Source organism: Pseudomonas sp. BF-R-19 (assembly GCF_019956445.1).
GTDB classification, from domain to species: Bacteria; Pseudomonadota; Gammaproteobacteria; order Pseudomonadales; family Pseudomonadaceae; genus Aquipseudomonas; species Aquipseudomonas fluorescens_BH.
The window spans coordinates 27442-50032 of record NZ_JAHBDN010000056.1; the positions used below are offsets into that span (position 1 = coordinate 27442).

The following is a 22591-nucleotide window of genomic DNA, read 5'->3' on the forward strand; positions in this document are numbered from 1 at the left end:
GAGACACTCGATGCCCTTCGTAACCCTGGACGGACAACCCCTTCACTACATCGATCAAGGCACCGGCCCGGCAGTCCTGCTAGCCGGCAGCTACCTGTGGGATCAGGCGATGTGGGCACCGCAGATCGCCGCGCTGTCGCAACAGTATCGGGTGATCGCTCTGGACCTGTGGGGCCACGGCGAATCGGGGCCGATGCCCGCTGGCACCACGACGCTGGGCGATGTGGCGCGTCAGGCACTGGCGCTGCTTGATCAACTGGATATCGATCGCGTGACCCTGGTCGGGTTGTCGGTCGGCGGCATGTGGGGCGTGCGTCTTGCCTTGTCGGCACCGCAGCGGCTCAACGGGTTAGTGTTGATGGACACCTATGTTGGCGTCGAGCCGGAATCGACCCGCCAATACTATTTTTCGCTGTTCGACATGATCGAACAAACCGGCGTGATTGCGCCGCAGTTGCTCGATATCGTGGTGCCGATTTTTTTCCGTCCGGGCATCGATCCGCAGTCGGCGCTGTATCAGGACTTCCGCGCCAAACTGGCGGCGCTGTCGCCGGAGCGCCTGCGTGAAAGCATTGTGCCGATGGGGCGGATCACATTTGGACGTGATGATCTGTTACCACGTCTAGGCGAGTTGGATGCGACGAATACGCTGGTGTTGTGCGGCGATCAGGACAAGCCGCGGCCGCCGAGTGAAGCTCAGGAAATGGCCGAGTTGATTGGCTGCCCGTGTGTGCTGGTGCCAGAGGCGGGGCATATTTCCAATTTGGAAAACTCAGGGTTCGTCACCGCGGCCCTGCTGCAATTCCTGACGGCGAGAACTTAGTGCCTTTGGTCGAGTAATTTCTTTTTAGTCTAACGAACTGTCAACTCTGACAGTAGCCATGTTTTTCGTCGCGCAGTTAGATGGCTCCTCAGCCCAATAGCCGCATGCGACAGGCTTACAGGCGACTTTCGGAGTTATCACTGTGACCAAAGAAAAAGCTAATCTCCCCCTTCCTATAGTGGAACACGCGACCAGTAACAACACGCTTTATCCCATTAAAGCGCGGCAGGGTGGCAAGGTCACCGTGGCATTTGAGAGCATGACCAAGGACCACTTGATTCAACTCCATTGGGAAGGGCCTTCCGAACCAGGAAGACCTGAGTTGCCCGCCGTCAATGGGAGTGACAGTGGCAGTATCGATGTGCCGATCGAAAAATCAGTGATCAGTGCCTGTGTCGGGAAAACGGTGCTTGTCTGGTACACCGCGACGCTTAATGGTCAGACGCAGCATTCTTTCAGGCTGGAGCTGACCGTTGAGACAATCAAACCCGAACATTTGCCGGCCGCTGTTTTTCGCGATCGGATAGGGGGGGAGGGTGACTGGCGGCTGGACATGAAAGAATTTTCTGGAAATGCCTGGATTGATCTGCCGAAATGGTCCCTCATCTCTGCCGGGCAACGCTTATGGATTCTCGCCGTGGGCAATGAGCACCTACCAGGCAAGTTTCGTTTTGCGTGGGCAGAGCAGAGCTATGTCGTGACAGCACAAGAGGCTGAGGACTTCCTTACCCCCTTTGAAAGGGAGCTGTCGCGTACCTGGCTGGCCGGGTGCGAAGATTGGTCTTCTGTCACGTTGAAAGTGGCTGTGACATTCGATGGCGCGCTTGGGACACCCCCGAATGACCCTTTGGTTTCTCTGCTCCCGGGAAATGGTCATGAGTTACAAAATTCCACTGTCGTGTTGCGGGTGGTTGAAATTGAAGAAAGCGATGACTTTGAAAGCTATCCCGTCAAGCAGTGGTTAGGGCCAGGCAGCGTCATCGATACGCGTCTTCTGAAATTTGTACTACCTGAGAGCGAGGCTCAGGGTATCGGGCTGCATCTGGCAAGAACCGAGCCCGAAATCATCCCCGGCATGGTGGAAGGAAAGACGTTGGTGCTCTGCTGTGGCGGCCCCGTAGGACGGTTGCGACTTGCGCGTTTACTCCTGAAATGGAAATGCACTCGAATCAGGCTTGCCTACTCGGCAACCGGTGGAACGGCTAAGTTCAGATTTATTGGTCTGGATGATCAGTTGCTTGAGGAGCGCGAGGTCGAAAGCGGGACATGGGTGCACTTTCAGGTCACGCAAGGGCAACTTGTCTGTCGCATCGATGTGGAGAGTTCGGATCATGGCTCCATCGATAACCTGACCGTCTGGCACAAGGGAGAAGTCAATCCCATTAAAAAACGTGGCCGGTATCCCGTCGTACGCCGATAGGAGGGTTATCGGCGTACGACCATGGACGGGATTGCCCTTCACTTCGGCCCGAGAATCTTCGCCAGTTTGTCTGGCGACGGCGCGCCTTGCTGCTGTTGCAGATTACCCTTGTCGTCCATGTAGAAAATCGCCGGCGTCGCCTGCAACTCCAGTTCTTCCATCAATTGCATGTTGGCCGCGAATTTTGCCTGAATCGCCGGCGGCACTTCCTTCAAGGCCTTGAGCGAACTGTCCTTGCCGGCGGCTTCGTGGTCCTGCAGGGCTTTTTCCGGGTCTTTGGCCGCGAGCAGTGCGGCGGATTTCCCCGGGCTGTCTTCGCGGATGATGCCCACCATGATGTGGCGCAACTGCACCTTGCCGGCCTTGACCCACGGCCGGGCCTGTTCCCAGAACATGTTGCAGTACGGGCAGTTCGGGTCGCTGAACATGTACACCACGCGCGGCGCATCCTTTTTGCCGTCGCCGATCCAGTTGCTGGTTTCGAACTTGGCCCAGACTTCCTTGGCCATCGGGGTATACACCAGTTTCTGCAATGGCGCGCTGCTCAGGTCATTGCCCTCGGCGTCATACAGGTTGCCCAGCAACACGTGTTTGCCATCCGGGGTCAGGTACAGCGCCATGCCGCGGTTCTGGTATTGCGCGGCATAACCGCGCAAGCCGTCAGGGGCATCGAACTGGCCGACGATTTTCGCGCCCTTGGCCTCGATTTTCTTGATCGCATCGGGCAACTCTTCGGCCTGCACCGATGGCAGGTGCAACAGGGCAGCACCGAGGCTCAGGGTCAGCAGGTGGCGGAGGCGGGGCATGGCAATTTCCTTGAAAAGGTGGCGGGTACGGTGTCGAAGTTTTCCAGTGCGCGGGCCAGGCTGGCCTCCGACAACTCGCCCAGATGGCTGCCCAGCAGGCGACCCTCGGGGTTGTAGAACAGCGTAGTCGGCAATGCCATGGAACCGACGGCCTGGCCCAGACGCCCGCTGCCGTCGAACAGCACGTTGGACAGGCTCAGGCCCTGGGTTTCCAGAAAGGTCGCGACGCTTTGCATGCTTTCCGCCTGATTGACGAACAGGAACGTCAGGTCCGGCCGGTGTTGCTGGGCGTTTTCCAGCACCGGCATTTCCCGGCGGCACGGCGGGCACCAGGTGGCCCAGAGATTGATCACCAACGGGCCGCCCTTGTAGTCGGCCAGTTGCACGGTTTCGCCGGCGGCGTTGCGCAGGGCGATTTCCGGCAGGCGTGTGCCTTGTTCATAAATCGACAGGGAGAACGTCGCCAACAGCCAGAACGCCAGGCCACTGGCCACGCCAAAGCCCAATGGACGGCGCAGACCCGGGCGACGCCAGACGCGATACAGCGTGGCGAGCAAAACCACGACCACACCCGGCCAGGCGAGGAAACCGCCATCGCGCAGGTCGATGACTTGCCACGGGTCGTTGCGATAGTGCACCCAATAGACCGCCACGAAACTGATTCGGGCCGCCAGCATGCCCAGCAGGAACAGGCTGAACAGCACCGACTCGGGGTTTTCACCACCACGCTTGGCAACCCGCCAGCCGACAAAAGTGGCCAGCGCCAGCGCACTGATCAGCAGCAGGTGATTAAGCGCGATGGCAAAGGTGCCGAGGGTGAAGGTCAGCATTAACGGGCGTCTCGGGTGGTGGTCCAGCGTTGCAGGAAAGTATCGGCATCGACCTCGCCGGTGATGCGCTGGCTGCGCCGCTCTTCACCGTCAGCACCAATCCACAGCAGGCTCGGTGGCCCTGGTACTTTGTAGCGACCGAGCAGTTCGCGGCTGGCGGCATTGTCGGCGGTGACGTCCAGTCGGAGCAAGCGCACATCGCTCAAGGCTTCGAGGACACGGGTTTTGCCGAAGACCTGTTTTTCCATGACCTTGCACGACACGCACCAGTCGGCGTAGTAGTCCAGCAGTACCCACTGGCCCTGAGCCTGCGCGGCGTCGAGTTCCCGTTGCAGTGCCTGCGGATCCTTGATGGTGGTGAAGGCATCGTGGCCAACCGGCACGGCGGCCACAGCCTGGTTCGAGGCGCGGTAGACCTGCAATGGCTTGAACGGATCATCGCCGCCACCGGCCGCACCGATCACCAACAGGCCACCCCATAAACCGAGCAGCAACGAACTGGCGCCAAACAGGTGCGCGATACGGCCAAAACCTTCCGACTGTCTCCAGGCGCTGTAGGCCACGATCAACAGCAGCGCACCGCACAAACCGACCCACAGGGATTCGTCCAGCACCGGGCGCAGCATCAGCAATGCAGTGGCGAGGAACAGGAAGCCGAAAATGCCTTTGACCAGGTTCATCCAGGCGCCGGGCTTGGGCATGAAGCGATTGCCGACGGTCACCAGCAACAGCAGCGGCACACCGATACCGATGCCCATGGCAAACAGAATCAACCCACCATGCAACGCGTTACCGCTTTGCGCGATGTAGAGCAGGGCGCCGGCCAGCGGGGCGGTCATGCACGGACCGACCAGCAGACCGGACAGTGCCCCCAACACCCCGGCGCCGATCAGATTGCCGCCGCGTTGATTGCGCGAGACGTTTTCCAGGCGATCACGCACGGCCACCGGCAGTTGCAGTTCGAAGAAACCGAACATCGGCAGCGCCAGCAAAACGAAAATCGCCGCGAAACTGCCCAGCAGCCAGGGGTTCTGCAACCAGGCTTGCAGGTTCGCCCCGAGGGAGGCGGCCAGGACACCCATCGCCGCATACACCAGCGCCATGCTGACCACGTAACTGCTGGCCAGGGCGAAACCGCGTTTGGGCGAAGCGCCACTGCCGACAATCAACCCGGCCAGAATCGGCAGCATCGGCAATGAACAAGGTGTGAAGGCCAGCAACAGACCCAGGCCGAAGAACAGCAAAAGGCTCCAGCCCAGTGCCCGTTGTTGCAGGCCGCTGGCCAGCGCCTGGTCCGGTGCTTCAGTGGCCGCATTCAGCGCATTGGTATTGCCCAGGTCCACGACTCTGGTTTGTGGCGGATAACACAAACCGGCATCGGCGCAGCCCTGGTAACTGACCTTGACCTGACCGCTGGCCCCCGCCGGAATCTTCAGTTCCAGGCCCTGACGGTAGACTTGCTGCTCACCGAAAAACTCGTCGCTGTGGGCTTCACCTTCCGGCAACGTAGGATGCTGCCCGACAGGCAATCCGTCGAACTTCAAGCGTTTCTGGTACAGGTAATAGCCGTCGGTAATTTGCCAGAACAGTTGAGTCTCACCGGATTCCAGGCGTTCGGAAGTGAAGGTGAAGGCTTTGTCGACGGGAAGAAAGTCGGGTTTGGTTTCAAATGGATTGTTGCCAGCCTGGGCCTGGCCCAGGCTGGCAAACAATGCCAACAACAAAAAAACTAGGTAACGCATCGACAACACCTGGGGGGCTTACATAATTTGCCCACGATGATGGTCATCGATTAACCGGGTGTTAACGCCAAAAAATCGAGCGTGCGCCTGGTCTGATACAACTTGGCGTTACTGGCCACGCCTAGTCACTTGATATCGTTATAGGTCAGCCTGTACTCGGACATTGGTGGATGATCGGCCTCCCACTGCCGGGCAAAGACTTTGGCCGCGGCGATGTGATCGGCTGTCATGTCTGTTGCAACGGACTGGAGGTCCTGCGTGGCCAGGGTATGCAGGGGCAACTCCCGGGTGGTTTCGGTGATCAGCCAGAACAAACCGTAACTTTTGACCGGATCCTCCGTGAAGCCATATTCGTCGGTGCCATCTTCAGCTGTGTAGAAACCACCGAGGGCACGGCCATAATTCAGCAGTCCGTAGACATCATTGCGCTGTGCGCGTTTTTCAACTAATTGACGCCTGACAGGGAGATCCCAGAGGGCTGGCGGTCGATTGGCAGACCAATGCATAGCTCTGGAGAAACCATTGTCAGCGGCTTTTTTCAGCAAGTCGTTGATGGCGGTATCTCTCTCTGTCTGGTCGACAATGAGCGTTTTGTCCTCCTCGTACTTGATCGCGAGAATGTACTGAGCCTCCATCGATCCGGTATCGGCCGCTTTTTTCAGCGTCGCAATGTCCTGGTCCAATTCGTACAGCTCAAGCATGGCGTCGGCGTTGCCTTTGTCCGCCTCTGCCTGGGCCAGTTCTTTGGCTTTTTTCAGCGAGTCATCGTCGCCCAGCCGCATCAAGGCGTACACGTGATTTTGTGCCGCGGCCAGTCCATACCATTTTTTTGCGTCATCGGTCAGGCCATTTGCCCGGCGCCTGAAGACTTCGCCCAAGGCGTATTGCGCATCCCGATTGCCAACCGTCGCGCCGATCGTCAGATAGGTTTGCGACTGGGTGAACTCGCCCAGGTTGTACAATGCCAGACCCTTGGTCGTGGCTTGTGTTTGCAGTTCGGTCACTTGGGTGGTTTGCATGACCAGCCCGTCACGCAGATTGAAAAGTGTCTTGAGCGCGGATTCGTGGGTATACATAGTAATAAGTGCCTGTGTTGAATTGAATTTGAGTGCTACCCGACACAGACTATTGAGAGGAGTGGGTATGGGTGCGGTACATATGTATTGCATTCAATCAATTCTGGCGCGCCATCGTTACTCTCTGGATCGCAGGTATAATCCGGGGTTAATCGGCGGTGTATCCAATCGTCATATTTGCGAAGGTTTCACCATGCACGTACTGGTTTGCGAAGACGATGAATTGATCGCCAGCGGTATCGTCGCCGGCCTGACCGCCCAGGGCCTGACCGTGGAACACGTCGCCACGGCTTCCGCCGCCCGGGCGATGCTCAAGGTCGCGGAGTTCGACGTGATGGTGCTCGACCTCGGGTTGCCGGACGAAGATGGCCTCAAGCTGCTGCAGCAGTTGCGCCATCAAGGCCTGGAGTTGCCGGTTTTGATCCTCACCGCCCGGGACTCGGTCACTGACCGCGTCGATGGCCTGCAGGCCGGCGCCGACGACTATCTGCTCAAGCCGTTCGACTTGCGCGAACTCGCTGCACGCTTGCACACGCTGTTGCGGCGGGTGGCGGGGCGCAGCGTCAACCTGATCGAGCATGGCGCCCTGACCTACGACCCGAGCAGCCGCGAAACCAGGCTCGCGGGGCAGCCGGTGGACCTGTCGCGTCGCGAGCAGTCATTGCTGCAAGCCTTGCTGCATAACCGCGGCCGCGTGTTGTCCACCGAGCAACTCAAGGACAGCGTCTACGGTTTCAACGACGAACTGGAAAGCAACGCCCTCAACGTCCATATCCATCACCTGCGGCGTAAGCTCGGCAACGGCATTGTCGAGACGGTGCGCGGCCTGGGCTATCGCCTGGGGCCGGCTGATGGCGGAGAAGAACCGAAGTGATGAGTCTGCGTTTGCGCCTGAGCCTGACGCTCGGCGCCGCATTTGCCTTGATCTGGGCCCTGGCCGCGGCCTGGATGCTCAGCGATTTGCGCAATCAAATGATGTTTTCCCTCGACCAGCGCCTGGTGGCGTCAGCACGCATGGTCGCGGGCCTGATGGAGCAACTGCCGCCCGTGCCGAGCAAGGGCGAGGGCACCCACTTCAGCGCCGAACAGCTGAACATTCCGGGCGGCATGGCCTGTCAGGTCAGCTCGTTGCGCGGTGAAATCCTCGCCCGCAGTCACACCGAGCCGCAGCAGACCCTGGAGGCCGAGAAGCTCGGTTTTCACGATCAGATGATCGACGGCGCGCCGTGGCGCAGCTTCACACTGGCCCGGGGTGATCTGCGCATCACCACCGCCGACCGGCAGATCGAGCGCGAGGCGTTGAACATGTCGATCCTGCTGGCCGCTTCGGTGCCGGTGGGCGTGGCGCTGCTCGGTTGTCTGTGTTTGCTCTGGCTGGGCATCGGCCAGGGGCTGGCGCCGCTCAACCGCATGCGCGACGCCTTGATGCGCCGCAGCGCCGACTCCCTCGAACCCTTGCAGATCCAGCCGCTGCCCAGCGAGCTGCAACCATTGCTGGAAACCCAGAACCAGTTGCTCCAGCGCATCGGCAAGACCATCGAGCGCGAGCGTCGCCTGACTGGGGATGCGGCTCACGAACTGCGCAGCCCGTTGACCGCGATCAAGACCCACCTGCAAGTGGCGCGGATGACTGAAGGCAGTGCCCGTGATCAGTCCCTGGCCCGAGCCGAAGAGGGCGCCGACCGCATGCACCGGACCCTCGAACAATTGCTATTGCTGGCGCGAGTCGAGGGCAGTCTGTCGTTTGACGACGGTGTGCAATGCAACGCCGAGCAAGTGGCGAAACTGGCGATCCAGGACGCGGCGAGCGGAGATCGCCAGCGCATCAGGTTTCAGGCACCGGACAAGGTTTCCGCCGCGCCGGTACAAATGCCCGCCGTACTGTCGATTGCCGCGCTGCGCAACTTGCTCGACAACGCACTGCGCCATACCCCTGCCGACAAAACGGTGGAGTTGAGCCTGGAAACCACCGGCAATCGTGTGCAGTTCGTGGTGCGCGACCATGGGCCGGGGATCGCCGAAGAAGACCTGCAACACCTGACCCAGCGCTTCTGGCGCAACGGCCAGAGCACCGGTTGTGGTCTGGGGCTGGCGATTGTCCAGGCCATCGTGCAGCGTTGCGGGTGCACGCTGCAGTTCGATAGCCGGCCGGACGGCTTGCGGGTCGAGCTGACGATGCCACTGCAACCGATCTGAAAAACACCGCTGAACCCTGTGGGAGCGGGCTTGCTCGCGAAGGCGGCGTAACAGTCGACATAAATGTTGAATGTGATGGCCTCTTCGCGAGCAAGCCCGCTCCCACAGGGTATTGTGGTGAACGCCAAGAAAGCGGATTGAAAGTCTAAATCCCCGCCTCGCTGATGCGTTTCCAGAACAGGAAAACCTGACAAGTGCGCCCCGTGACCGGAACGCGTACCTGCCCGGTGTGCAGTTTTGGTCACTATCCACAGCGTATTGAGGGGTCGAGAGATGTCAGTCGCTACCAGCCTTATCGAAGAGCAGCCGGCGACGCCCGCCGAGACGCTTTATCAATTCAACGAATCGCCGCTGCTCGCCCGCCAGAGCCGGCAGGAATCCAACGCCCGCAGCTATCCGCGGCGCATTCCCCTGGCACTCAAGCGCGCCAGGGGCCTGTATGTCGAAGACGTCGAAGGCCGAACCTTCATCGATTGTCTGGCGGGAGCCGGAACCCTGGCCCTGGGGCACAATCACCCGGTGGTGATCGAAGCCATTCAACAAGTGCTGACCGATGAACTGCCGCTGCACACCTTGGACCTGACCACGCCAGTCAAGGATCAGTTTGTCCAGGACTTGTTCGGCTTGCTGCCGCCAGCACTGGCCGCTGAAGCGAAGATCCAGTTCTGCGGCCCGACCGGCACCGACGCCGTGGAAGCCGCACTGAAACTGGTGCGTACCGCTACTGGTCGCAGCACCGTGCTGTCGTTCCAGGGGGGTTACCACGGCATGAGTCAGGGCGCGTTGAGCCTGATGGGCAGCCTGGGGCCGAAAAAGCCCTTGGGCGCCTTGCTCGGCAGTGGCGTGCAGTTCATGCCGTACCCTTACGATTACCGCTGCCCGTTCGGGCTCGGCGGCGCGCAAGGGGTCAAGGCCAACCTGAGTTACCTGGAAAACCTGCTCAACGATCCCGAGGCTGGCGTGCAATTGCCGGCGGCGGTGATCGTGGAAGTGGTGCAGGGCGAGGGCGGGGTGATCCCGGCGGATCTGGACTGGTTGCGCGGTGTGCGGCGGATCACCGAAGCGGCGGGTGTCGCGCTGATCGTCGATGAAATCCAGAGTGGCTTCGCACGCACCGGCAAGATGTTCGCCTTCGAGCATGCCGGGATCATTCCCGATGTCGTGGTGCTGTCCAAGGCCATCGGCGGCAGCCTGCCGCTGGCGGTGGTGGTCTATCGCGACTGGCTCGACACCTGGCTGCCGGGCGCCCATGCCGGGACGTTCCGCGGCAATCAGATGGCCATGGCCGCCGGTTCCGCGGTGATGCGTTATCTGATCGAACACAAGGTCTGCGAGCATGCCGCCGCGATGGGCGAGCGCCTGGCCGAGCACCTGCGCATCCTGCAGCGGGACTTCCCGCAACTGGGTGACATTCGCGGACGTGGCTTGATGCTCGGCGTCGAACTGGTCGACCCGACGGGCGCGTTGGACGCCCAAGGCCATCCGCCGGCCTTCGCCCGCCTGGCACCCCTGGTGCAGCGCGAATGCCTCAAGCGCGGCTTGATCCTGGAACTCGGTGGCCGTCATGGCGCGGTGGTGCGCTTCCTGCCGCCGCTGGTGATTACTGCTGCGCAGATCGATCGCGTGGCCGAAATCTTCGGCCGGGCCCTGGCCGCCGCCACTGCCAGTCTTTAAATTTTCCGCCCTGCGGATCGTTCCTTCTACATAACGGCTGCGCACACAGCGCAGCCCGCCCGATAACGATGGAGAGACACCATGACGTCAGTATTCGACCGCGAGGACATCCTATTTCAGGTCGTGGTCAACCACGAAGAGCAATACTCGATCTGGCCCGACTACAAAGCCGTGCCACAAGGCTGGCGCACCGTGGGCAAAAGCGGGCTGAAAAAGGAATGCCTGGCCTACATCGAAGAAACCTGGACCGACATGCGCCCGTTGAGCCTGCGGCAGAAGATGGACGAGCAGGCGGTTGTGGCGCACTGATCCGTCATGCAAAAAGAAGCCCGCTGGACTGGTGACAGTCAGCGGGCTTTTTCAGGTCTGGAGTTTGTGTTGTCTGTCCGGCCGCTTTCGCGAGCAAGCCCGCTCCCACATTTGGAATGCGGTGCCCTGTGGGAGCGGGCTTGCTCGCGAAGAACGATAACGCGGTCCAACTGAGATTACACGCCACTAAGCCCCTTGATGACCAGATCCACATTCCCCTCCAGCTCCGCCACCGGATCTTCGGCATCGGTGCTCAACACCACCAACCGGCTACCCGACCCGGCAATCACCGCTTTCAGCGCATCCGACGGCTGCCGGTGATGCAGCACTACCGCGACGTCATTGTCCTTGAGCGTTGTGCCCAATTGCTTGAGCGCTTCGGGTGTCCACTCGGCATCGGCGCGTGCGTCCAGGCCGATCAATTCCAGATTGAGGCCGCCAATCAGGTAGCCAAAATGATCGCTCAGGCTCATCACGCTGAGGTTGTCGGCATTGGCCAGTCGCGCCTCGCTGGCAGCACTGAGCTTGAGCAAACGCTGCTTGAGCGCTGCCAGGTTAGTGTCGATTTTCGGTTTGGCCTCAGGAGCCAGGCGCACCAGGTCCGCCGCCATCACATCGGCCATGCGCCCCATGTTATTGCTGGAGAACCACGGCTGACTGTTCAGCCCCTCGACCTTGTTGTCGGGCTGTATGGCTATGCCGGGCAGGGCGCCGTCCACCGGGCGGGCGGCGTCGACCTCGACGATGCGGATATTGCTGCGCCGGGCGATCGGGTACAGCGGGTCATCCGGCCACAGTGAGCGCAGGCCGATCACCGCATCGGCTTCGTCCGCCAGTTTGGCCAGCGCCGGGGCGCCACGGCCGGTGAAGTAGGCGGTCTGGCGACTGCCGGGCAGGTTGGCCGGGGCCGCACGTTCGAGGCTGACATTGGTGCCCTTGAGCAAGACTTCACCCAGCCCATAGGTAATCGGCAAGGAGGCCAGCACGCGCAGGGGTTTGCCGTTGTCGGAGGCGATGGCCGTTGTCGCCAGGCTGCACAGGGCGACGGCGAGGGTCAGTTGGCGTAGAGAAAAAGTCATTTATCCAAGGTTCCCTTTCAGGCTGGGGACAACGCCGCGCGCGAGGGCGGCCAGGGCGAAGGCGATGCCGGCCACGAGGATGATCGCGGCACCGGACGGGATCGGCAGGTCGAAGACGATCGGCGCGAGAATCCCGCACAGGGTGCTGACGGTGGCGATCAGCACCGAACACCAGAAAAAGCCCTTCAGCGATTGGCTGAGCAGGCGTGCCGCGGCGGCCGGAATCACCAGCAGGGCGCCCACCAGAATCGCGCCGATGACCTTCACTGCGGCGACGGTGATCAGCGTCACCAGAATCACGAACAGGTAATCCAGGGTTTTCACCGCCACCCCGCGTACCGCCGCCAGTTGCGGATTGAAACTGGCGAGCATGATGCGGTTGTACAAAGGCAAGGCCAGGGCCATGACCAGCGAACCGACGATGGCCAGCACCAACAGGTCATTGCCGTTGACCGTCAGCACCGAGCCGAACAGCACGTTTTCCAGAATGTGCACGTTGATCTTGCCCGCCAGAATCAGCAGCAGGCTCGCGCCCAGGGCAAGTGACACCGAGAGAAACACACCGATCAAGGTGTCCGGCGCCAGGCCGGTGCGGTTGCGCAGGTAATTGAGCAGGATGCCGAACAGCAGGCAGTAGCCGAACAGGCTGCCGTATGGCCCGGTGTAGGGTTCGCCGAGCAGGATGCCGATGGCCACGCCGGTCAGCGCAGCGTGACCGACCGCCTCGGAGAAAAACGCGAAGCGCTTGACCACCACCAGCGTGCCCAGGCCTCCCAGCACCGGGCCGATCAGCAGCCCGGCGATCAATGCGTTGACCACGAACCCATAGGCCAGCGCCTCGGGCAGATAACCCGACGAGGCCCAGCCCTGGACCATCAGGCGAAAAGCTTCGTAACTCATCAGGCAAGGCTCCGTGGGTGGGTCGAGAACAGGGTCAACAGACGCTCCGGTGTCAGCGCCTGTTGCGGCGTGGCGTCGAACAGCACCCGGCGATTGAGCCCGGTGACGTGATCGGCCAGACGCCCAACCGCTTCCAGGTCATGCTCGATCCACAGCACCGTAATGCCCGCTGCTCGCCAGTCGCCGAGCAAGCGTTCGAACACCCGGATGCCGGCTTCATCGAGGGCGGACATCGGTTCGTCGAGCACCAGCAATTGCGGAGGCGGAATCAGTCCCTGGGCCAGCAACACCCGTTGCCGTTCGCCACCGGACAGCGCGCCCATGCGGCGCTTGCGTTTGTCCTGCATGCCGACCCGCTCCAGCGCCTCGCCAATCGCCGTCGCATAGTGTTTGCTCAACCCCAGAAAGGCCGGGCGACGCTGGCACATGGCGGCCATGAAATCGTCGACGGTCATCGGCAAGCCCCGGTCGAACTCCAGCGCCTGTGGCACATAGCCGATGGTCCCCGGCTCGGCGGGCCATTGCAGGCTCAAGCGGCCCTGGTGGGGCATTTGCCCGAGCAGGGTCTTGATCAGCGAACTCTTGCCGCCGCCGTTGGGACCGACCAGCGCGTGCACACTGCCGGGGCGGACCTGAAAGGTTACGTTGTCGAGGATCGTCGTGCGGCCAAGGGTCAGGCTGATGTCAGCAAAATCCAGGGTCGGCCCCGAAACCTGTGGGAGCGGGCTTGCTCGCGAAAGCGGTGTGTCATTCAACGATGATGTTGACTGACTGGGCGCCTTCGCGAGCAAGTCGAATCGTCGCACCGCCGCTCCCACAGGGTATTCGGCGTTTGGGATGGTAAGTGTTTCTTTCGATGTCATGCCCCCGACTCCTGAATCGCCCGCACCACGGTGTCGAGGTTGCCGGTCATTTCCTTTTCGTACTTGTCGGCGGTGTATTCGCCGTAGGAGATGTGCGACAGCGGATACAGCTTCACCCCGGATTCGCGCTGGATGGTGTCGACGTAAGTGGAAGGGAAATCCATCTCCGAGAAGATCACCTTCACGTCCAGCTCACGCAGTTGATCGATGGTTTTTTTCAACTGGCTCGGGCTTGGCTCGATACCGTGGGCCGGCTCGACCACAGCTGTCACTTCCAGTCCGAACTCACGCAGCAGGTAGTCGTAGGCCGCGTGCACGGTTGCCACCCGCAGTTCGGCGTTCGGTGCCTGGGTCAGTTTGGCCAGGGCATCGGCGCGCATCTTGCGCAGGCGCTTGCCGTAGGCGCGGGCATTTTCGGTATAGGTCTTGGCATTGACCGGATCGAGCTTGCCCAGCTCCCGGGCGATGTTGTTGACCTGGGCGATGGAGGCGCTGATCGACAGGAAGGTATGCGGGTTCACCACCTTGCCGGCACCGCGTGCGGCCACGCCGGTGGCGGCCAGCAGCGGCACGTTTTCGTTGGCTTCGATCACCGGCACGTTCGGGGTTTCGCTGGCGGCGATCATGCGGTCGGCGAAATCGTCATGACCGACGCCATTGAGGACAATCACGTCCAGCCCGCTGATGCGCTTGATGTCTTCGGCACGGGGCTCGTAGGCATGCGGGTTGAAACCGGCCGGAATCAGCGGCACCACCTCGGCCTTGTCGCCGACGATGTTCGCCACGTAGCTGTAGTAGGGATGCAGGGTGATGCCGATACGCAGGCGCTTGGCTCCGTCGGCGCTGGCCAGTGATGGCAGCAGGCAGGCGAGCAAGCCGACCAGCAGCAGGCGCAAAAAACAACGTTGAGATGAATTGGGCATGGGAAAGCGGTCTTCTCTCGGAAAAAAAGCGAGGGTTCAGTGCCGGTGCTGGCGGGTCACGCCGGCATCGAATTGGGCGATGACCTGCTGCCAGCCGGCGCTTTCGAGCGCGGCGTCGCTGAGGTCGGCCGGTACCGTGAGCCTGTTGTCGCGGTTGAGCCAGATGTCCGGTGCGGCATCGGCGGTTTCGCTCAGGCGCAGCAGAAACGAACCGGCGACCGTCGACGTCTGGCTCTGGCCGAAATAGGCCTTGGCGTCGAGCAATTGCCAGGCATGGCCGCCCCGGCTGACGGCGCTGGCGTCCCGGGCAAACGGCGCAAACCCTTCTTCGGCCAGCGCCTCGGCTGTCGGCAGCGTTTGCTGTTCCTGGCGCAGCAGGTGGATCTCGTCCAGCGTCACCCGCAGATCGGCATAGATACCTTGCTCGGATGCACTGAGGTCACGGCGCGCATCCAGTTGATGGCTGCTGACGCTGCTCACCTCATGGGATTCACCGCGCCAGAGCACCACCGAGCCAGCCACGGCCAGGATCATCAGGCACAGCAGCAGAACGTAGAGGGTTTCGTGACCGGCCCCGGCCGGGCGCACGACTTGGGTCGTTGGAGTGCTCATGGTGCCTCGATGTCCGCTTGGTCGATTTCCACGACGTGACCGGGGCCAGCATCGAACAGCACATAGAACTCGGCGCCGGGCTTCTTGAAGGTCAGGGTCGAATCAGGCCCGAGCTTGCCCGGTACCAGAATGGTTTCGTCATAGCCGATCACATCGAGGGTCACGCCCGGAGCGCCGCTGCCGTCGGAAAAACCGCCGGTGCATTTGATCTGCTCCGCGTCGATGGCCTTGCATTCGCACATCGGGTTGTGGGCCAGGGCGCTGGCGCTGAAACCGGCGCAGAGCACCAGTAACACGACGTTGAGCGGGCGAAGAGGGTTGATCATGGTTTGCCTCCTTGTTTGTTCAACCAGGCGAGGGTGGCGGGGGAGGCCTGGCTCAAAGGAATGGATGCCTGATGCATGGCGCCGTCCCAGCCTTCCATGGTGATCCACAGTTCGGCGTCGGCCGTGGTCTTTTCCGGGATTGGCAGCGAAGCGCCCATGCGGTACGGGGCGCCAAAGAAAATCACCCCGGCGGCGCGCAGGCTGCGGGGCTTGCCGATACGCAGGTAAGTGGCCTTGACCTGGCCGATGCAGGCCTCGCACAGCGCGGCGTTGAAACCCTTCATGTAACCGGCGGGGCCTTCGAGCATCGGGGCTGAATTGCGCAATTCCGCCAGGCGCAGGCTCCAGGGGCCGACCCGGACTTCGCCGACTTCCCGTTCGCCAAGGCCACTGTCGCCGCGCATCAATGCCTCGTCGGCGAAGTACTTGGGCATGAAACCGAGTGGAATCAGCAACAACAGGACGTTCAGGTGAAAGCGCCATTTGTGCCAGAACACGCTCAGGCGCGAGGGTTGTGGGGCTGCAATGTCTTTGCTCACAGGTCGACCTCCGACACTTCGTGGTTCGTGGCCGGTTGCACCGCGGTGTCGCGCTGTTTCCTGTTGCTGCGTTTAAAGGCATTGGCCGTGGCCAGCGCCGTGCGCTTGGTCCAGATCAGCAGACCGCTGAGCACCATCATGCTCAGCAGAAGGCCGAAGAACGCCCAGATCAGCTTGATCCACAGTCCGCCGAAATCGCCGGTGTGCAGCGGGCGCATGGACTCGGTGACGAACTCCAGGGCCGAGCGGTCCGAGATCAGGCGCGAGGCGGCGATTTCGCCGTTGTACGGGTTGATCGTGGCGGTCTGGAACATCAACGGATACCAACCGCGCCCGCCGACATCCAGGTGGCTGTAGGCATTGCCCGGCAGGCTGACGAAACTGGCCTCCAGCCCGGAGATTTCCTGCGTGGCGATTTCAACCGCGCGATCAAGGTCGATACGCGGCGGGGGCGAACCATCGGCTGACAGCGGCACCGCTTCGCGGGACATCGCCGGGATGATTTTTTCCGTGGAGATGGAAATCTGGTTATCGAACAGCAAGGCCTGGATCAGGAACCAGGTGCCGGTGACGGAAATCACCGCGATGAACCAGATCGACCAGATGCCGCTCAAGCGGTGAAAGTCGCCCCAGAAAATCCGCGCGCCGTGGCGAATGCGCAGGGTCGGGCGCAAGAAGCCTTTCCAGAAGCGTTTGTAGACCACCAGCCCGGTGATCAGCGACGCCAGCAAGGGCAAGCCGAGAAACGACACCAGGTACCAGCCCCAACTGTAACCATTGGTGAACGGCACCAGCCACCAAGCGTGCAGCGCGCGGGTGAAGGCGCGGAAGTTGAACTCCGGCGCGACACCCTGGATCTCGCCGCTGTACGGATTGACATAAATCACCACAGAGCGCCCGTCGGGGTAGCTGACTTCGACATCCAGGGCAAAGTGCGACTCGTCGGGGCGACTGATGCTCTGCACCACGGTCTGCGGTTCAGCCCTGTTGATGGCCTCGATGACCTGCTGGTAGCTGAGCAGCGGAGCATCGTCCGAGGGCTGGCTGGCGCGCATTGGCGGGTTGGCCAGCCAGACGATCTCCTGGCTGATGACGGCCAGGGTTCCGGTCACACAGACGATCAGCACGAAAAACCAGATCGGCAACGCCAGCCAGCTATGGACCAGAAACCAGATTTTTGAACGGGACTTGTTTGACATGTTGGAGGTCTTGGCTCGATGAGAGGCAGCTCGGCTGCGGGCTTCGCAGGGATGAGCGCCCTGAAGGTCCAGACGTGGCTTTTGCCTACGCGAAAGGACTGCATCTATGTAGGACGGATGAGCAGGGGAAATCCCGAAAGGGGAAATGAAAGAAAATGTTTCTCATTGTCGACAGGTCGCGGGCGGGCTTGCTTGCGCAAGTGATCAGCAAGTTGGCGGTGCTGTTGAAGGCGGGGCCCCTGTGGGAGCGAGCCTGCTCGCGAAGAGGCCCGCTCCAGCACCAGGGATTTCAACCCTGGGCAAACATCTCCTTCGCCCGTTGCTCGATCTGTTCCTGGGTCAGGTCTTCCTTGTGCGTGGCCAGGAACCACAGGTGCCCGTAGGGATCCTTCAAGGTCCCTGAACGGTCGCCGTAAAACTGATCCTTGACCTCCGATACAACGGTTGCGCCGGCATCGATCGCCTGTTTGTAGGACTTGTCGACATCCGTCACGTACAAATGCAGGCCCACGGACGGCGAATTGTCCGGGTTGCTCAGCGGTCCTTGATCGCACGGTGTGCCCAGCATGATCGGGCAATCGCCGATGCGCAGTTCGGCGTGACCAACACCGCCATCGGGCATGTCCAGGCGCATGATTTCAATGGCGCCAAAGGCTTTTTTGTAGAAGGCGATGGCTTCGGCGGCTTTGTTGATGCCCAGATAGGGGGTGACGCTGTGATACCCCTCTGGAATGGGTTTGACGCTCATGATGGATCTCCCTGTTCCTGTTTTGTGAATCGAAAGTACCTGTGCCGTTGTACGACCGAATAAATATAGGCCAGTGTCTTTAGCCTCACCGAGTGCCCGACGAGCAGCAGCGCCATTCAAGTGCCATCAAGTCGGCTCCAACCAGTGCGCTCCCGGGCCGCGTTCTCCCAGCACATCGACAATGATCGCCATTTCTTGATAGCGACTATTGAAAGCGTTGATTTCTGCTGCCCGGGAGGCGCGAGTAGCCTGTGTTCATTGCCTCGAACCCAGTCGCCAGGACGCCAAAATGAAACCGATGATTGCCACTTTGCTGATGCTCGCCGTCTCCGTACTCGCCGGATGTGCCAGCCATGTTTCCCCTGAGCTTCGGCCTTACACGGCTGAAGAAAGCAAGGAACTGGCGCTGGAGGCGCTGAACCGCCGCGGTTTGTCCTTCGACGAATACCACGCGAAAAAAGCTGAACTGCTCGGCCAACCGCAAAAGTCGTTCAACTTCGACAACCAGGGTGAAATGAACGTCGGGCGATCTGTACAGCTTCACGGTCGTCCAAGCTGAGGCGAAACTGTACTGCTCCAAGTTTTGCCTAACTGTCCATGGGTTTCGTCCAGGGTGTGCGATAGGGTCAACATCTGATCGACTCTGACGGATTTCCACCCATGACGCTCTCACTCGACCTGCTGCTGGGCTTCGCCCTGTTTGCCCTCGTCACCTCGATCACACCTGGCCCGAACAACACCATGTTGCTGGCATCCGGGGTGAACTTCGGTTTCAACCGCACGATTCCGCACATGCTCGGCATCACTTGTGGCTTCTTCATACTGGTGGTGGCGGTCGGCTTTGGTCTTGGCGCGGTGTTCCAGACTTACCCCTTGCTCTACACCGTGCTGCGTTATGTGGGGGCGGCGTATTTGCTGTATCTGGCGTGGAAAATCGCCCATTCCGGGCCCATGTCGGAGAGTCAGCAGGGCGAGGCGAAACCGATCAGCTATCTGGGCGCCGCCGCGTTCCAGTGGGTCAATCCCAAAGCCTGGATCATGGCCATTGGCGCTATCAGCACCTACACGCCGATGCAGGGTTACTTCACTAATGTGATCGTGATCGCGGCTGTCTTTGCGATCATCAACCTGCCGAGTGTCGGTGTCTGGGCCGCTTGCGGCACGCTGTTGCGCAATGTTCTGAAGGATCGCCGCTGGCTGCGCCTGTTCAATTGGGGCATGGCCGCGCTGCTCGTGGGTTCGCTGTATCCGCTGTTGCTCGAAAGCTTTAGCTGACGCATTGCTTCAACCGGTTGCCCGATGCCTGTTAAGCTGACTTTTCAGGAGCGTTCCTACGCACTTTTAAATGAAGTAATTCTTCTTTAACGGCATCCGATCAGGTATTGGTAGCGTTCTGAAAACAGCGCGCAGCTCACAAGGCTGCGCTTTGCCGTTTGCAGTCACGAGCTTCCTGATCCCGGAACACGCTCTGCGAGTCTTTTATGAATAAACGTCCGTTGTATTTCGATTACGCCGCCACCACGCCGGTGGATGAGCGGGTCATCAAGGTGATGGTCGAGTGTCTGGGCTTTACCGGCAATTTCGGCAACCCGGCCTCCAGCTCCCACGTCTTCGGCCAGCAGGCCCGGCAATCGGTCGAACAGGCGCGACGCCAGGTCGCCGAACTGGTCGGCGCGACGCCCGGGCAGATCGTCTGGACCTCCGGCGCCACCGAATCCAACAACCTTGCGCTCAAAGGCGTGACCCAGGCCCGTGGCACTGGCGGCGGCCATATCATCACCAGCCAGATCGAACACAAGGCCATTCTCGATACCGCCAGGCAACTGCAGGATGCCGGTGTCGCGGTGACCTATCTGGTGCCGGACGCCGAGGGCCTGATTACGACGCAAGCGGTCAGCGAAGCCATGCGCGAGGACACCTTCCTGGTGTCGCTGATGCTGGTCAACAACGAACTGGGCACCCTCAACGACATTCCCGCCATCGGTCAGGTCGTGCGTGATCGCGGGGCGTTGTTCCATGTCGACGCCGCACAGGGCGCGGGCAAAGTGGCGATCGATCTCGGGCAGTGGCCGGTGGACCTGATGTCGTTTTCCGCACACAAGCTCTATGGACCCAAAGGTATCGGCGCGTTGTACGTCGGTCCGCGTGCACAACAGCGTTTGCAGGCGCAGATCCATGGCGGCGGGCATGAGGGCGGTTTGCGTTCCGGCACGCTGGCGACCCATCAGATCGTGGCCATGGGCGCGGCCTTTGCACTGGCGGCGGCTGCGTTCGATGAAGAGAAAGCCACCATCGTGCGTTTGCGTGAACGCTTGCTCGAGCAATTGCAAAGTATTCCCGGCGTGCGTCTCAACGGCAGCCCGACCCGGCGCATTCCCCATACCCTGAGCCTGACCTTCAGCGAAGGCGAGTTCAACCCGGCGGCGTTGCTGGCCTCGATCGCGTTTTCCGCGACCTCGGCCTGCAATTCTGCGAGCAATACCCCATCCCATGTACTGCTGGCCCTGGGGCACGATGCCCGCTCGGCCGGTCGCACCATCCGCTTGAGCCTCGGGCGTTTCACCACCGAGCAGGACATCGACCAGGCGGTTCAACTGATCAAGGCAGCCTGCGCCAGTGCTCCGGCATTCTGGCAATAGGGCGACGAAGCGCCGACATTGATCGGCACTTAACAATAATGAACAAGTGATTAGCAGGAGACACGATGAATACGCAGCTTTCGATCAATGGATCGGTGCCCCAGCGCCTGGCGCAAACCCGCGAACTGATGAGCCGGGAGGGCATTCACGCCTTGCTGGTGCCGTCGGCCGACCCGCACCTGTCCGAGTACCTGCCGGGCTACTGGCAGGGGCGCCAGTGGTTGTCGGGTTTCCATGGTTCGGTCGGCACCCTGATCGTGACCCCGGACTTTGCCGGCATCTGGGCCGACAGCCGTTATTGGGAGCAGGCGACCAAGGAACTCAAGGGCAGCGGTATTGACCTGGTCAAGCTGCAACCGGGTCAACCCGGGCCGCTGGAATGGCTGGCCGAGCAAACCCCCGAAGGTGGCGTTGTCGCGGTCGACGGCGCGGTCATGGCCGTGGCTTCGGCACGGACCCTGGGCAGTAAACTGGAAGAACGTGGCGCCCGCCTGCGCACTGACATCGACCTGCTGAGCGGCGTCTGGAGCGACCGCCCAGACCTGCCGAACGAACCGATCTATCAGCACTTGCCACCACAGGCGACCGTCAGCCGTGGCGAAAAACTCGCCAAACTGCGTGAAACCCTGCAGGCGCGAGCTGCCGACTGGCATTTCATCGCTACCCTGGATGATATCGCCTGGCTGTTCAACTTGCGTGGCGGCGACGTGTCGTTCAACCCGGTGTTTGTTTCTTTCGCCTTGATCAATCAGCAACAGGCCACGCTGTTTGTCGCCTTGAGCAAAGTCAGCGCCGAGCTGCGCGCCATCCTCGAGCAGGACGGCGTGACCTTGCGCGATTACAGCGAAGTCGCCGCCGCACTGCGTGCCGTGCCGAGCGGCGCGAGCTTGCAGGTCGACCCGGCACGGGTCACAGCGGGGTTGCTGGACAACCTGAACAGCGGGGTGAAGCTGATCGAAGGCCTGAACCCGACTACCCTGGCCAAATCGCAAAAAAGCCTGGCCGATGCCGAACACATCCGTCAGGCCATGGAACAGGACGGCGCAGCGCTGTGCGAATTCTTCGCCTGGCTGGATTCGGCGCTGGGGCGTGAGCGCATCACCGAGCTGACCATCGACGAAAAACTCACCGCCGCCCGTGAGCGTCGTCCGGAATATGTGTCGCTGAGCTTCAATACCATTGCCGCGTTCAACGCCAATGGCGCTATGCCGCACTACCATGCCACCGAAGAAGAGCACGCGGTGATCGAAGGGGATGGCCTGCTGCTGATCGACTCCGGCGGCCAGTACCTGGGCGGCACCACCGACATCACGCGGATGGTTGCGGTGGGCACACCGACCGATGAGCAAAAACGCGACTGCACCCGCGTGCTCAAGGGCGTGATTGCCTTGTCCCGCGCGCAGTTCCCGAAAGGCATCCTGTCGCCGCTGCTCGATGCCATCGCCCGCGCGCCAATTTGGGCGGAAAGTGTCGACTACGGTCACGGCACCGGTCATGGCGTCGGCTATTTCCTGAACGTCCACGAAGGTCCGCAAGTCATCGCTTATCAGGCCGCGCCTGCACCGCAAACCGCGATGCAACCCGGCATGATCACGTCCATTGAGCCGGGCACCTACCGTCCGGGTCGTTGGGGTGTGCGGATCGAAAACCTGGCGATGAACCGTGAGGCAGGCAAAAGCGAATTCGGCGAGTTCCTGAAGTTCGAAACGCTGACCCTGTGCCCGATCGATACGCGCTGCCTGGAAACCTCGCTGCTGTCGGACGAGGAAAAGCAGTGGTTCAACGCCTATCACGCCGAAGTGCGCGAGCGCCTGAGTCCGTTGGTCGAGGGGGCTGCACTTGAGTGGCTGAACACTCGCACTGCGGCTATCTGATCGGGTGCAGCGA

At 61.2% G+C, this 22591-nt stretch carries 23 protein-coding genes; 10 read left to right on the forward strand and 13 right to left on the reverse strand.

The features are described 5' to 3' along the window. The first annotated feature begins 10 nt into the window (after positions 1 to 10). Positions 11 to 823: an alpha/beta fold hydrolase gene (locus tag KGB28_RS15525; protein WP_223446375.1), complete on the forward strand. Its 813-nt coding sequence runs from the start codon at positions 11 to 13 to the stop codon at positions 821 to 823. 142 nt (positions 824 to 965) lie between these two features. Then, positions 966 to 2243, forward strand: a complete 1278-nt coding sequence (locus KGB28_RS15530; protein WP_223446377.1) for a hypothetical protein — start codon at positions 966 to 968, stop codon at positions 2241 to 2243. A 38-nt stretch (positions 2244 to 2281) separates the two neighbouring features. Here KGB28_RS15530 and dsbG read toward each other — a convergent pair whose 3' ends face one another. The 4 genes from dsbG to KGB28_RS15550 all read right to left on the reverse strand — a co-directional run bounded on the left by dsbG (position 2282) and on the right by KGB28_RS15550 (position 6697). Continuing rightward, complete coding sequence (gene dsbG / locus KGB28_RS15535; protein WP_223446379.1) at positions 2282 to 3049, reverse strand: thiol:disulfide interchange protein DsbG; 768 nt, start codon at positions 3047 to 3049, stop codon at positions 2282 to 2284. Further along, positions 3025 to 3879 (reverse strand): TlpA disulfide reductase family protein, encoded by an 855-nt coding sequence (locus KGB28_RS15540; RefSeq protein WP_223446381.1) that lies wholly within the window; start codon positions 3877 to 3879, stop codon positions 3025 to 3027. Before KGB28_RS15540 ends, dsbG begins: the two co-directional genes overlap by 25 nt. Further along, entirely contained in the window at positions 3879 to 5621 is a 1743-nt protein-coding gene (gene dsbD, locus KGB28_RS15545) for a protein-disulfide reductase DsbD (protein ID WP_223446383.1), read from the reverse strand. The genes KGB28_RS15540 and dsbD overlap by 1 nt, the downstream gene beginning before the upstream one ends. 125 nt (positions 5622 to 5746) lie before the next feature. Continuing rightward, a complete protein-coding gene (locus KGB28_RS15550) occupies positions 5747 to 6697 on the reverse strand; it encodes a tetratricopeptide repeat protein (protein ID WP_223446385.1) in 951 nt (316 codons plus the stop codon). A gap of 193 nt (positions 6698 to 6890) precedes the next feature. Here KGB28_RS15550 and KGB28_RS15555 point away from each other — a divergent pair, with 193 nt between their 5' ends. The 4 genes from KGB28_RS15555 to KGB28_RS15570 all read left to right on the forward strand — a co-directional run bounded on the left by KGB28_RS15555 (position 6891) and on the right by KGB28_RS15570 (position 10876). Further along, entirely contained in the window at positions 6891 to 7571 is a 681-nt protein-coding gene (locus KGB28_RS15555; protein ID WP_223446387.1) for a response regulator, read from the forward strand. Then, entirely contained in the window at positions 7568 to 8893 is a 1326-nt protein-coding gene (locus KGB28_RS15560; protein WP_223446389.1) for an ATP-binding protein, read from the forward strand. Before KGB28_RS15555 ends, KGB28_RS15560 begins: the two co-directional genes overlap by 4 nt. Before the next feature lie 273 nt (positions 8894 to 9166). Then, complete coding sequence (locus KGB28_RS15565) at positions 9167 to 10567, forward strand: aspartate aminotransferase family protein (protein ID WP_223446391.1); 1401 nt, start codon at positions 9167 to 9169, stop codon at positions 10565 to 10567. 81 nt (positions 10568 to 10648) lie between these two features. After that, positions 10649 to 10876 carry an MbtH family protein gene (locus KGB28_RS15570; RefSeq protein WP_218494486.1) on the forward strand — a complete coding sequence of 76 codons (228 nt, stop codon included), beginning with the start codon at positions 10649 to 10651 and terminating at the stop codon, positions 10874 to 10876. Positions 10877 to 11052: 176 nt separating this feature from the next. On the opposite strand, the gene KGB28_RS15575 is transcribed toward KGB28_RS15570, so the two are convergent. The 9 genes from KGB28_RS15575 to KGB28_RS15615 form a co-directional block, all read right to left on the reverse strand. Then, complete coding sequence (locus tag KGB28_RS15575) at positions 11053 to 11955, reverse strand: metal ABC transporter substrate-binding protein (protein ID WP_223446392.1); 903 nt, start codon at positions 11953 to 11955, stop codon at positions 11053 to 11055. Continuing rightward, the gene (locus tag KGB28_RS15580) at positions 11956 to 12855 is read right to left on the reverse strand and encodes a metal ABC transporter permease (RefSeq protein ID WP_056727050.1); all 900 of its coding nucleotides are present in this window, start codon (positions 12853 to 12855) and stop codon (positions 11956 to 11958) included. After that, a complete protein-coding gene (locus KGB28_RS15585) occupies positions 12855 to 13718 on the reverse strand; it encodes a metal ABC transporter ATP-binding protein (protein ID WP_223446395.1) in 864 nt (287 codons plus the stop codon). The genes KGB28_RS15580 and KGB28_RS15585 overlap by 1 nt, the downstream gene beginning before the upstream one ends. After that, complete coding sequence (locus KGB28_RS15590) at positions 13715 to 14641, reverse strand: metal ABC transporter substrate-binding protein (RefSeq protein ID WP_223446400.1); 927 nt, start codon at positions 14639 to 14641, stop codon at positions 13715 to 13717. The genes KGB28_RS15585 and KGB28_RS15590 overlap by 4 nt, the downstream gene beginning before the upstream one ends. 36 nt (positions 14642 to 14677) lie before the next feature. Next, positions 14678 to 15253: a DUF6162 family protein gene (locus KGB28_RS15595; protein WP_223446402.1), complete on the reverse strand. Its 576-nt coding sequence runs from the start codon at positions 15251 to 15253 to the stop codon at positions 14678 to 14680. Further along, positions 15250 to 15579, reverse strand: coding sequence for a hypothetical protein (locus KGB28_RS15600; protein ID WP_223446404.1), 330 nt, complete (start codon positions 15577 to 15579; stop codon positions 15250 to 15252). Before KGB28_RS15600 ends, KGB28_RS15595 begins: the two co-directional genes overlap by 4 nt. After that, on the reverse strand, positions 15576 to 16118 hold the full coding sequence (locus tag KGB28_RS15605; protein WP_223446406.1) for a thiamine pyrophosphate-binding protein: 543 nt from the start codon (positions 16116 to 16118) through the stop codon (positions 15576 to 15578). The genes KGB28_RS15600 and KGB28_RS15605 overlap by 4 nt, the downstream gene beginning before the upstream one ends. Beyond that, positions 16115 to 17317 carry a PepSY-associated TM helix domain-containing protein gene (locus tag KGB28_RS15610; RefSeq protein ID WP_223446407.1) on the reverse strand — a complete coding sequence of 401 codons (1203 nt, stop codon included), beginning with the start codon at positions 17315 to 17317 and terminating at the stop codon, positions 16115 to 16117. Before KGB28_RS15610 ends, KGB28_RS15605 begins: the two co-directional genes overlap by 4 nt. Positions 17318 to 17606: 289 nt before the next feature. Beyond that, positions 17607 to 18065 carry a VOC family protein gene (locus KGB28_RS15615; RefSeq protein ID WP_057713877.1) on the reverse strand — a complete coding sequence of 153 codons (459 nt, stop codon included), beginning with the start codon at positions 18063 to 18065 and terminating at the stop codon, positions 17607 to 17609. A 289-nt stretch (positions 18066 to 18354) separates the two neighbouring features. Between KGB28_RS15615 and KGB28_RS15620 the strand changes: the two genes are divergently transcribed. The 4 genes from KGB28_RS15620 (at position 18355) to KGB28_RS15635 (ending at position 22578) form a co-directional block, all read left to right on the forward strand. Next, positions 18355 to 18624, forward strand: coding sequence for a hypothetical protein (locus KGB28_RS15620; RefSeq protein WP_150726357.1), 270 nt, complete (start codon positions 18355 to 18357; stop codon positions 18622 to 18624). 101 nt (positions 18625 to 18725) lie between these two features. After that, entirely contained in the window at positions 18726 to 19340 is a 615-nt protein-coding gene (locus KGB28_RS15625; protein WP_150755964.1) for a LysE family translocator, read from the forward strand. Positions 19341 to 19546: 206 nt separating this feature from the next. Continuing rightward, positions 19547 to 20704: a cysteine desulfurase family protein gene (locus KGB28_RS15630; RefSeq protein ID WP_223446409.1), complete on the forward strand. Its 1158-nt coding sequence runs from the start codon at positions 19547 to 19549 to the stop codon at positions 20702 to 20704. A gap of 65 nt (positions 20705 to 20769) precedes the next feature. Next, positions 20770 to 22578, forward strand: coding sequence for an aminopeptidase P family protein (locus KGB28_RS15635; protein WP_223446411.1), 1809 nt, complete (start codon positions 20770 to 20772; stop codon positions 22576 to 22578). The last annotated feature ends 13 nt before the right edge of the window (positions 22579 to 22591 follow it).